This window comes from Kribbella kalugense (assembly GCF_004365875.1).
GTDB classification, from domain to species: Bacteria; Actinomycetota; Actinomycetes; order Propionibacteriales; family Kribbellaceae; genus Kribbella; species Kribbella kalugense.
Map to the genome: position 1 here is coordinate 72,640 of NZ_SODF01000003.1, position 11,069 is coordinate 83,708.

General features: G+C 68.2%; 10 protein-coding genes. 4 read left to right on the forward strand and 6 right to left on the reverse strand.

The genetic code is table 11. From position 1 onward, the window contains the following. Nucleotides 1-45 precede the first annotated feature (45 nt). Together EV650_RS31635 and EV650_RS31640 are read right to left on the reverse strand one after the other, a co-directional pair. A complete protein-coding gene (locus EV650_RS31635; RefSeq protein WP_238174604.1) occupies nt 46-987 on the reverse strand; it encodes an alpha/beta fold hydrolase in 942 nt (313 codons plus the stop codon). Beyond that, a complete protein-coding gene (locus EV650_RS31640; RefSeq protein ID WP_134122842.1) occupies nt 984-2,813 on the reverse strand; it encodes a hypothetical protein in 1,830 nt (609 codons plus the stop codon). The genes EV650_RS31635 and EV650_RS31640 overlap by 4 nt, the downstream gene beginning before the upstream one ends. A gap of 79 nt (nt 2,814-2,892) precedes the next feature. Here EV650_RS31640 and EV650_RS31645 point away from each other — a divergent pair, with 79 nt between their 5' ends. Further along, nucleotides 2,893-3,633 (forward strand): MerR family transcriptional regulator, encoded by a 741-nt coding sequence (locus tag EV650_RS31645; RefSeq protein ID WP_238174605.1) that lies wholly within the window; start codon nt 2,893-2,895, stop codon nt 3,631-3,633. Here the strand turns inward: EV650_RS31645 and EV650_RS31650 are convergent. Continuing rightward, the gene (locus EV650_RS31650; RefSeq protein WP_134122843.1) at nt 3,623-5,479 is read right to left on the reverse strand and encodes a S9 family peptidase; all 1,857 of its coding nucleotides are present in this window, start codon (nt 5,477-5,479) and stop codon (nt 3,623-3,625) included. The genes EV650_RS31645 and EV650_RS31650 overlap by 11 nt on opposite strands. A 277-nt stretch (nt 5,480-5,756) precedes the next feature. Between EV650_RS31650 and EV650_RS31655 the strand changes: the two genes are divergently transcribed. Continuing rightward, nucleotides 5,757-5,978 (forward strand): hypothetical protein, encoded by a 222-nt coding sequence (locus EV650_RS31655; protein ID WP_134122844.1) that lies wholly within the window; start codon nt 5,757-5,759, stop codon nt 5,976-5,978. Between the two features lie 52 nt (nt 5,979-6,030). Here EV650_RS31655 and EV650_RS31660 read toward each other — a convergent pair whose 3' ends face one another. The 3 genes from EV650_RS31660 to EV650_RS31670 are packed head-to-tail and all read right to left on the reverse strand — an operon-like array spanning nt 6,031 to nt 9,035. Beyond that, a complete protein-coding gene (locus EV650_RS31660) occupies nt 6,031-6,225 on the reverse strand; it encodes a hypothetical protein (RefSeq protein WP_134122845.1) in 195 nt (64 codons plus the stop codon). Then, complete coding sequence (locus EV650_RS31665; RefSeq protein WP_134122846.1) at nt 6,222-7,526, reverse strand: hypothetical protein; 1,305 nt, start codon at nt 7,524-7,526, stop codon at nt 6,222-6,224. The genes EV650_RS31660 and EV650_RS31665 overlap by 4 nt, the downstream gene beginning before the upstream one ends. Before the next feature lie 54 nt (nt 7,527-7,580). Continuing rightward, nucleotides 7,581-9,035, reverse strand: coding sequence for a flavin-containing monooxygenase (locus EV650_RS31670; RefSeq protein ID WP_134122847.1), 1,455 nt, complete (start codon nt 9,033-9,035; stop codon nt 7,581-7,583). Nucleotides 9,036-9,101: 66 nt separating this feature from the next. Between EV650_RS31670 and EV650_RS31675 the strand changes: the two genes are divergently transcribed. Together EV650_RS31675 and EV650_RS41525 are read left to right on the forward strand one after the other, a co-directional pair. Further along, entirely contained in the window at nt 9,102-9,767 is a 666-nt protein-coding gene (locus EV650_RS31675) for a TetR/AcrR family transcriptional regulator (RefSeq protein ID WP_134122848.1), read from the forward strand. Then, nucleotides 9,767-10,555 (forward strand): GNAT family N-acetyltransferase, encoded by a 789-nt coding sequence (locus EV650_RS41525; protein WP_369409970.1) that lies wholly within the window; start codon nt 9,767-9,769, stop codon nt 10,553-10,555. Before EV650_RS31675 ends, EV650_RS41525 begins: the two co-directional genes overlap by 1 nt. The last annotated feature ends 514 nt before the right edge of the window (nt 10,556-11,069 follow it).

The window sequence follows — 11,069 nt, forward strand, 5'->3', positions numbered from 1 at the left end:
GAGCGTAGGCGAGGAGCTCACGGTCGGCCGTGACGCGACTCTCTTTCAGGCAGAGACCTTGCGGACCAGCGAGGCGAGGCGGTGGCTCACGTCCCGGGGCCGTTCCTGCATGAGCATGTGGCCGGCGCCGGGGTAGAACCAGAGGCGAGCAGTGGGCAGCTCGGCGGCCATCCGGTTGGCGTGGCGGGGTGGCAGCAGGCGGTCGCGGGTGCCGTGCATGATCTCGACCGGGATGTCGCTGAGCGCCTTGAGGGTGTGATCGCGGTCGTGCTCGAGGATCGCCTCGAAGAAGCCGCCGTACGTCGGTCCGGGTACGACCGCCAGGTCCGCCATGAACAGGTCGATCTCGGCCGGGTCGACCTTCTTCCCGAACACCATCTGCCGCAACGCCGGCCGCTGCAGGTTGGCCGCCAGCTCCGCGACCCGATGCGCGCCGCCATCGCTGTGGCGGGCCACGCGGCGGTCCGCCCGGGTGCCGACCAGGTTCATGACGCGCGGGGCGAACCGGGCGGTGGCGGGGTCGAGGCGCCGGGGCAGACCGAAGGCGCCTTCGCCGATGTGGCCCGAGGACGTGCTGACCATGACGGCCGCACGGATGCGGTCGCCGATCAGGTCGGGGCGCTGGTCGCCGAGCTCCATCAGGGTCATGCCGCCCATCGAGTGGCCGGCGTACACGACCGGGCTGTCGCCGACGACCCCGTCGAGGACCGTGACCAGGTCTTCGGCCAACTGCTCGAAGCGCATCGAGCCGGCCGGAGCGAGATCCGAGCGGCCGTGGCCGCGGTGGTCGTAGGTGACGACTCGTAGGGCGTCCGGCCCGAGGATCTGCGGCAACGCCTCCACCTGGTTGTGCCACGACCGCGTCGAACAGGTCCACCCGTGCGAGAGCAGCACTGTCACCGGCGCGTCAGCCGGCCCGGCGACCTCAACGTTCAGCCGCACTCCGTCTGGAGTCGTGATCCCTGAGCGCTCCAACTGGATCGTCACGCTGTCTCCCGTTCCCGTTCACCGGCCGCCAAGTGGGCCGCACGTAGCCGCCCGCCGCGGGCACCACGCCCGACCAGCCAGGCGATCCCGATGATCTCCAGTACTCCGACAACCCCGAGCAGCGCGTACCCGGCGTTCCACATCCATCGTGGCACGTCGGTCCGCTCCTCGCGTCGCAGGATCAGCTGCTCGTTGACGAACTCGACCGTCTGCCCGTTCGAGACCTGCACCGCGGGCTTCTCGATCGCGGCGTCCTCCGGCGCGTACACCCAGGCCGCCACCATGTCCCGCTGCCCCTGGTGCAGCCGGATCATCGACTTCCACTTTCCGTACATCGGCAGGGCGTCCGACGACCGGTACGTGCCGTCGGCAACCTTCTCCATCGGGTGGTATACCAAACCGCCGCCCTGCCAGGCCAGCGCTTCGAACCAGCGCGCCTCGTCGACCTTGGCCGCGTCGCCGGGCGACATCGTGATCGTGACGTACGCCGTCGGCTGGCCCCCCGTGGCCACCCGCTCCAACGACACGACTCCCGACACGCCCGGCTCCGCTGACCTCGGTACGCAGAAGAACACGGTCGCGGCAACCGCGACCAGTCCAACCGCACCGAGTTGATGGGTCCGCCGTACTGCGACCGGACGGATGTGTTTGATCCCGACCGCCCGCTCCTCGCCGGCAACTTCGGCGTACCGGGTCGCGAGCCAGGCTCCGACCAGACCCGCTCCGATTCCGACGATCACGCCGTACCCGAGGGCCGACGGGAGGATCGACGACGGCCACGCGATCGGCATCCAGACGTGACTCCAGGCGTACTCCGCGACCACGCCGACGGTCCCGATCAGCGCGCCGGCGACCGCACCCAGCCGGAAGCGGTTCTTGTTGCCCAGGGCAAACGCGACCAGTTCGACCAGGATCGCTTCGACGATCAGCAACGGGAAGTGCCCGACGATCTGGCCCAGCGGCTCGGCCACGGCCCAGGCGATCCCGCCTCGGATGATGAGGTATACCGCCAGCGCGGCGAACGTCGTACCCGGGCCGCGTCGCGCTCGCAGGATGGTGAACCCCATCGCCGCGCCGAAGACGATCAGGATCGGCTGCAAAATAAGGGGAAACTGCGGTACGCCGTAGTTGAACTCGGTGCTGAAAAGATCCCATGCGATCAGCAATGCGCCGACCGAGACGATCTCCTGGAAGACCCGGCGTTTGTTCAGCCCGACCAGTTGCTCGACCTCCGCGAGCGCCAGCAACCGGGCGAAGATCGAGAAGACCACACCGCCGATCATCAGCAGGTGGGTCGGTCCCCAGAGCGTGACGTCCTCACCGAACAGCCGGTGCCAGACGTCGTCCAGCGGGAAGCCGACCAGGGCGAACGTCCCGCAGACCGTGACGAGCGCGGCGCTGCACGGGATCCGCCAGCCCTTGGTCAGCCTGATCGTGCGGGCCGGCAGCGGCTTGCCCGCGAGCGCGATCGGCAACACGCCCGAGATGATCACGCCCAGGATGCCGAAGAAGATCGGGTAGTGCGCCGCAGTCCCGAACGGGCCGGTGTCGCGGCCGCGGTCGATGTGGATCGCGATGTCCCACCAGACCCCGAACGCGCAAGCGAGCAGCGAGACGGCGTGCAGGTAGGGCGTGAGCGCGGCCCATCGGGGGACTCCGTCCAGTCTCCCGATGGTGTCCGCGAACCTACCTACCAGCGTGACGTGGCCGGTGCGTTCCCGCCACAGCAGCACGGCGAGTGCGAGGTATACCAAACCCACGACACCGGTGACGATGGCGATCTGGTCGAAGCTCGCCGTACCGGTGGTCGCCAGCGGGATCGCCATCAAGACTCCTTACATCACACATGCGCCATGCTTGATGTTACATCTACTATGTAACGTGGAGTCTGGAAGACTGTCAAGGGTGGAAGAGGAGCTCACTGTCGACCAACTGGCCGCCAAGGTCGGGATGACGGTCCGGAACGTGCGCGCGTACGCCGGGCGCGGGCTGGTCCCGCCGCCGCGGCTGGTCGGCCGGACCGGGTACTACGGTCAGGATCACGTGGCCAGGCTCACGCTGGTCCGCGAGCTGCTCGACAAGGGCTACACGCTGGCCGCGGTCGAGCGGATGATGGGCGAGCTGCCTGATGGAGCACTCGCGCTCGGGGTTTTCGAGGCGCTGGTGAACCCTTGGACGCCGTCCGAGCCGGAGGAACTCGACGAGCACCAGCTCGCCGACCGGGCCGGCGTACCGCACGATCCGGCGGTGATCGAGCGGCTGGTCGAGCTGGGTATCGCGGAGCGGCTGGAGGACGGTCGGCTGCGGATCCCGAACCCGGACCTGCTCCGCACCGGCCTCGAGGTGATCAAACTCGGCGTACCGATGGATGCGATCTTCGAGATGCTGCCGAAGCTGTTCGAGCAGGCCGACGCGGTCGCCAAGACGTACGTCGAACTGTTCCGCTCGACCGTCTGGCGCGACTTCACCAACGCCGGCATGCCCGCCGACGGCTGGCCCGAGATCCAGCGCACCCTCGAAGGCATCATCCCGCTGGCCGGCCAGGCCCTGGTCGCCGCCTTCCGCGAAGCCATGGGCCGGGAAATCGAAGTAGTCGCGTACGAAGAACTCGGCCTCGACCCCAAGACTCTGCCGTCTACCGGCTGAGGTGCTCGGTTAGCCAGGTGATGGCGCGGCGGGCGTAGTCGAGTCGGTGGGATGGTCGGCCGGAGGTGAGGAACAGGTGGTCAGCGTCGGGATAGAGGACTAGTTCGGTCTCGACGCCGAGGGTGTGTAGGGCGGCGAACCATTGTTCGGCCTGGCCGACCGGGCTGCGGTCGTCGTCGACGGCGTGCAGGATGAGGGTCGGCGTACGGACGTTCGCGACGCTCTCGTACGGCGATTGCGGGCGGAGGACCGCGGGGTCGGTGCCGCCGTAGATCAGGTCCATCATGCCGACGCCGACGTCCGCCGTACCGCCGAGGCTGACCAGATCGCACATGCCGCCGCCGGTTACCGCAGCCTTGAATCGGGTGGTGTGGGCGGTGAGCCAGTTGGTCATGAACCCGCCGTAGCTGTAGCCCGCGACCGCCAAGCGATCGGGGTCTGCGATGCCTTCGGCAACTAGTTGGTCCACTGGTTCGAGGAGATCCGCCTCGTCGCCGAAGCCTTGCTTGGCGTAGACGGCGGCGTGGAAGTCGTCGCCGAAACCGTCGCTGCCGCGGGGGTTGAGGAGGAGCACGGACCAGCCGGCCGCTGCGAGGCTGAGTTGATAGGGGTGGCCGAACTGCATCACCGGCGACCACCAGCCGTGCGGACCGCCGTGGATGTCGAGGAGCAGCGGCGCCGGTTCGCCGGCCCGTTCGCTGGTCGGTGAGCGGAGGAGCCAGCCGGAGACCGTCGTACCGTCGGAGATCTCGAACGTGGGCGGCTCCGGGCGGACCCAGTCGAGGTCGTGCAGGGCGTCGGCGGTGTACGACGTCAGGGTTTTGCGGATGCCGGTCGAGAGGTCGAGGGTGGCGATCTCGCCGTACGTGTCCGGGGCGGCGTAGACGATCGCAGCCCGGCTGGTGGCGGCCGAGAGGGCAGTGATCCAGATCAGGTCCTCGTCACCCAACGGGCGGGGCGGGTCGAGCTCGTAGACACGGGTCGTGGCGCGCTCGTTGACCGTGGTCAGGATCCGGCCGTCGTTGGTGAGCGTCGGCGGTTGCAGGGTGCTGCCGTGCAGTAGATCGATGGCGTCGGATCCGTCCAAAGGCACGCGGAGTAGGCGCGGCTGGGTCTCGGAGCGTTCGGCCATCCGCGCAACGAGCAACGCGTCGCCCGACGGGTCCCAGGCCAGCGCGCGCAGCATGTCCTCAGTCCCGATGCGCCGCGGCTCGCCGTTCTCCAGGACGAAAGGTGCCGTCGACAACGAATTGTCCGTGCGTGGGTCCTGCAATCCGGCGAACGCCAGCCGAGTGCCGTCCGGCGACCAGACCGGCGAGTGCGCGGACCAGTCGCCGTCTGTCAGTTGCTCCACGTTCCCGGTCGCGACCTCGACGACAAACAGGTGCGGTCGCCGGTACCCGCGGATGCCATCCGAGCGGTAGCCCAATCGCCGCGTGACCACGGGGTCGCTCGCTGCGTGCGCCGTACCGTCGTCTCTGGGTAGGTCGACGGCTGCCGAGAATGCGATGCGCGTCCCGTCGGGTGCCCACGCCGCCGCGCCTGCTCCCAGCTCGCGGTCCGTCAGCTGGCGCTCGTCTCCGCTGTCGGGGTCGATCAACCACAGCTGGTTCGCCTGAAGAACCGCCAACTGCCGCCCATCCGGGGACCACTTCGGCGCCGAACCCTCAGTCAGCAGCCGCGGCGCTCCCCCGTCGGCGTCGATCAACCAGATAGCCCGGTGATACCGATCCGCATCCTCGTCAACCGTCGTCAACACGTACGCGATCCGCCGCCCATCCGGCGAGATCACCGCCCCCGACGGAACCGGAACCTGACACAACCGCGCCACCATCTCCGCACTCACCCACCCAGTTTCCCTGACAGCGTCCCTTAGCTGGGATCAGGGATTGCTCGGGAAGAGATAGGTAATCCTCCGCATGTGTGAACCGGGCCTCAGGCGGCACCGTATAACTACCAGAAGGACATCAGGCAGGAGAACGACGATGCGCGAGATCCAGATCCAGATCCAGATCCGTCGGCGGCCACGCACCACCACGACGCGCCGCCAGACGAACACCCTTGATCTCCGGACCCCGTCCGGCCGTCCACTGCCGTTCTGACACCCGAGAAGCTGACCCGCCATGAAGCTCCGCCTGCACGTCCACCACGTCCGCTCCGGCGGCTGGTGTGCCGATATCGACGACGACAACGACCGGCAGCCCGACGACCCGTACTGGTGCGTCGACCACTGGCCGACGCTCGAGTCCGCCCTGGTGGCCGGCTGCGCCGAACTCGCCAAGCTCGTCACCACCTCAGCACCCATCCGCGTCAGCGGGTACTACGAAGCAGTACTAGCAGCCTGAGCCCACGGGGAACGGGGCGAGGCCCGGCGAACCGCAGGGGGTTTGCCGGGCCTCACTGTTGGCTGGAGCCCTGATCGATTCGGTCGGGCTGATCTGGAGGCAGGTCGCCGAGGTCGGCGTTCCAGTCGTCCTCGTCCGGGAAGTTCGCCTCGTTGCGACGGGCGATGCGAATGAACGCGGCGATCAGCAGGATCGGCCCCAGCACCATCGAGGCCTCTGGTATACCACCCATGTGCAGCGCGATCATGACACCGTCACCAGTGCGATCCCGCCGGCCGTGAACGCGACCATCGCGGCGAGCATCGGGTACTGCGCCCGCCGCAACTGCCGCCGCCGGAACAGCTCAGCAGCGCGATCATGCGCGGACACGACCCCGAGTACGTGTCCGAGCACGATCGCACCGATCTGGACCCCCGCAATCACGCCCGTACTCAGGAATGCGTAGTCGATCCGCATCCCACCCGTCCCCAGCAGATCCCAGCCGCGCCCGAACGGATCGGTCGCGAGCAGCCAGCCCTCCTGCCCCTGGAACATCGCGAACGAGAAGTAGTGCGCCACGGCGTACCCGATCGCGATCGGCACCAGCGAGTGCACGAACGCACCCGGCAACCCGGCGGATCCGACCGCCCCCGGCCGGATCTGCGCTGCCCCGGTCGTCCGCGCGGCCAGCAAGAACAGACCCGTCACGATCGCGACGGCGACAACCAGGCCGAGCGTGTAGACCACGAGATGCTGCGGTCGGCTCAGTTCGCCGGTCCGCTGGGTCCACACCGACCAGCGAGAGATCCCGTCGAACGCCGTTGACCCGAGCAGCAAACACAGCAGCCCGACGATCCCGGGCCGTTGTGGCAATGTCGCCAGCCCGGCCAGCGGATTCCGGAGTACCAACCGACCGTCCGCGTCTCGGCCGATCGGACTCAGTCGCGCCAGCACCTCGGCGTACACCTCGAAGCTGTCGCCGATCCCGAACCAGGCCGGCCCATAAACGATGCCGGCGGCAACATTCACCAGCGCATAGGAACTCACCGCGATCGCGACGACGAGCGGCTCGGATCCGTTTTGGTATACCAATTCCAGCCAGAGGAACCCGGCCAACCCAGCGACGGCCGGCCAGTATGCGATCCCCTCGGGCAGTCGCCGGTACGACGTACGCGGTACCAGGCCGGCGATCGTCCGCAACGGGTTCGCCAACCGCCAGATCGGGCCGCAGAGCAGCGAGACCGGGATGATGCCGACCCAGATCCCCACATACAGCCAAGTCGGCGCTGGGTTCAGCGACGGCTCGGAATCACCGAACCATGCGGCACCGAGCAACAGCGCAAGCGCCGCCAGCCCGACCAGCTTCAGTACGACGCGTGTCACAGGATGGTCGACGATCCGAGTCAGAGCGTCGAGCGGCCGACCGGCCATCACCTCGAACCGCGGCCGCGACCAGAACGCCGCGAGCGCGAAGAACGAGACCACGACGGCAGCGCCGGCGGAGTAGATCGCCAGCCACAGCGGCACCGGCAGGTCCCCTCGACCGCCGATCCCATGCAGTGGCAGCACCGCGCACTCCGATCACCCGAGCTATCCGACCGATCGAATGTAACACGATCGATGTCACATAGCGAGAGTCTGATATTCCGAGGGGTCGAAGCGCCGGGTCAGCTGCCGGAACCGGAACGTGAACGACGGCCAGAGCGTCGTGTTGCGACCCTCCGAATCCAGGTACCAGCTCGTGCAGCCGCCGCGGGTCCAGATCGTGTTCCGCATCGACGAGCGGACCCCGTCGACGAACGCGCGCTGGACATCCCGCCGTACCTCGACCTCCCGCAGGCCCTCGGCATCCATCGTCTTCAGCGCGTCCAGGATGTACGCGATCTGGGACTCGATCATGAACACCATCGAGCTATGCCCGAGGCCGGTGTTCGGGCCGATCAGCATGAAGAAGTTCGGGAAGCCGTTGATCGCCGTACCGAGGTGCGCCTCCATGCCGTCCGCCCAGGCCTGGCGCAGCGAGACGCCGTCGCGGCCGTGGACCATGTCCATCACCGGCAGGTCGGTCACCTTGAAGCCGGTGCCGTAGATGATCGTGTCGACCTCGTGCTTCACACCGTCGGTGGTGAGGATCCCGGTCGGCGTGACCTCGGCGATCCCGTCGGTGACCACCTCGACGTTCGGCTGCGCGACCGCCGGGTAGTAGTCGTCGGAGATCAGCACGCGCTTGCAACCGAGGGTGAAATCGGGCGTCAGCTTGGCGCGCAGCAGCGGGTCGCGAACCTGATGCGCGAGATGCTTCTCGGCGACCTTCTGCGCCTGCTTCATGATCGCCGGCAGCTTGGCGAACCCGAGCACCATCGACTCGCGACCCCAGTAGATCCCGGCCCGAACCGCCTTCTGCACAAGGGGAAACCGCCGGTATACCATCTTCTCGGCCGCGCTGATCTTGCGATCCGGCCGCGGCATCACCCACGGCGGCGTGCGCTGGAACAGGTGCAGTTCCTCGACCTCGGGCTGGATCGCCGGCACGAACTGGATCGCCGACGCGCCGGTCCCGATCACCGCGACCTTGCGGCCGCTCAGGTTCAGCTCGTGGTCCCACCGAGCGGAATGGAATACCTCGCCTTCGAAGTCCTCGATCCCCGGGAGCTTCGGGGACGACGGTTCCGCGAGCGGACCCATCCCCGACAGCACGATGTCCGCGGTGAACTGACCTTGATCAGTCTGGATGTGCCAGCGGCCGTCCTCCCAGCGCGCCGACTCGACCGCGTGGCCGAAGCGGATGTGCTGGCGGACGCCGAACACGTCGGTGACCTTGCGCAGATAGTCCTCGATCTCGGGCTGCGGCGAGAAGGTCGACGACCAGTCCGGGTTCGGCGCGAACGAGAACGAGTAGAGGTGCGACGGCACGTCACACCGGCAACCCGGGTACGTGTTGTCCCGCCAGGTGCCGCCGACGTCGTCCGCACGCTCCAGTACGACGAAGTCGTCGTACCCGGCCTGCTTCAGCCGGACCGCCATCCCGATCCCCGCGAACCCGGTACCGATCACCACGATCCGATGCTGCTCGCTCATCCTCGGCCTCCTGCTCGGCTGGAACTTACTCCCAGTAAGTTACTCGGAGTCAGTTAAACTGCGCAAGTGACCTCCACCACGCACGGCCCGGCCCAGCAGGGCCCGACTGAGGGTCCGACTCAGGGCTCGCCGAAGCGGCGCCGCGACCGGGCCGCGCGCGAGCGGGAGATCCTCGAGGCGGCCGAGCAGATCTTCGGCAAACGCGGGTACCAGGCCACGTCAATGGACGACATCGCCGCGCAGGTCGGCGTGTCGAAGCCGCTGATCTACCAGTACTACGGCTCGAAGGACGGCCTGTTCCTCGCCTGCCTCGCCCGCCTCCGCGGTCAACTCCTGGACACGGTCTCCGACGCGGTGATCGCCGCTTCGGATGCGGAGGACGCGTTGTACACCGGGTTCGTCGCCTGGTTCCAGTTCCTCGACGACCATCCGCAGGCGTGGTCGGTCCTGGTCGACGAAGGCATGCTCAGCGCCGGCCCGGCCGCCGAAGCGACAGACGAGGTACGCGCGGCATTCATCGAACTCATCGCCACCATGGTCCGGATGAACCTCCCCGCCGGCCGCCCGGTCGACGACGACGAAGTCCAGATCGTTGCCCAAAGCATCTCCGGCGCCACCGAACGCCTGGCGATCTGGCGCACCCGATCCACAACCCCGCCAACCCCCGAAAAAGTCGCCCGTACCCTCAAAGACCTCCTCTGGCAGGGCCTCCACACCCTCAAGTCCACCTGATGCACGTCGAGTCGTACGCCGAGGCCGCCGTACCCCTCCCCCTCCGCCACCAGGTTCACGCCCTCCAAGCCCAGGCCTGGCCCGCTGACCTCCCATCACCCACTCCCCAGCCCTCACCCACTCCGCCACCACCCACTCCGCCGGCCTCCTCTCCGCCGGCCTCCTCTCCGCCGGCCTCCTCTCCGCCGGCCTCCTCTCCGCCAGCCTCCACTCCGGCAGCCTCCACTCCGGCCGCGTCCACTCCGCCAGCCTCCGCTCCGCCGACCTCCGCGAGCCGGGCGTCCTCGCCACCTACCCCGCCAATCGAGGCGACCGCCGATGCTCTCGTCCACGACCCGAAGCTCCACCCGCTGTCGATGCTGCTCATCGACGACGGCGTGGTCGTCGCCGCCCTGGACATCCTGCGGAAGCCGCTCCACCACGCCGGCACCACATTCCAGGCGGGCGGTCTGAGCACCGTCGTCACCCGCGCCGACCTCCGCGGCCGCGGCTACGGCCACCGCCTGGTCACCGACGCCCGCAACACGATGATGGACCTCTACCTCGACCTCGGCATCTTCACCTGCGACCGCCCACTCCAGCGGTTCTACGAATCCGCCGGCTGGCAACACCTCCCGAACACGGTCCTGATCGGCGGCACCCCGGACAATCCCTTCCCCAGCGACCAACCAGGCTTCGACAAAGTAGTCCTGGCCGCCTTCTTCACCCCCGCCGCAACCCAAGCCGCCCCCACCTTCCCAAACACTCGCATCCCCCTCCACCCAGGCCACATCGACAAACTCTGGTAACCCCACCAAGAACCCCCACCCCACACGAGCCACGAGCCACACCGCACGAGTCCCGAGCCACACCGCACGGGTCGCACAGCACGAATCGCGAGCCTCACCGCACGGGTCGCACAGCACGAATCGCGAGCCTCACCGCACGGGTCGCGAGCCTCACCACACGGGCGGCGAGCTGCCCGGCCGGCGAGGCATCGACCGGGCCGTGGGGTGGTGATGACTTGTGCCGCAGCGGCCGCGAGGGCGGACGGGGACGATCGCGGCCGAGCTCAGATCACCGAACCACCCCACGGATCGACGGCGTCCCACCCGGGAATCCCTGCGCCGACGCGACACCGCCCGGGCAGCATCTAGTGATGATGATGTCTGCCTGCGGCAGTCACCAGGGCGGGCCGCGCGGTCACGGCTGGGCCGAGATCGCCGAACCCGCCCCACAGATCGACGGCGTCCCACCCGGGAATCCGTACGCCGACGCAGCACCGACCAACCGTCCGGTCGCGATGATCTGCGCCTGCGGCAG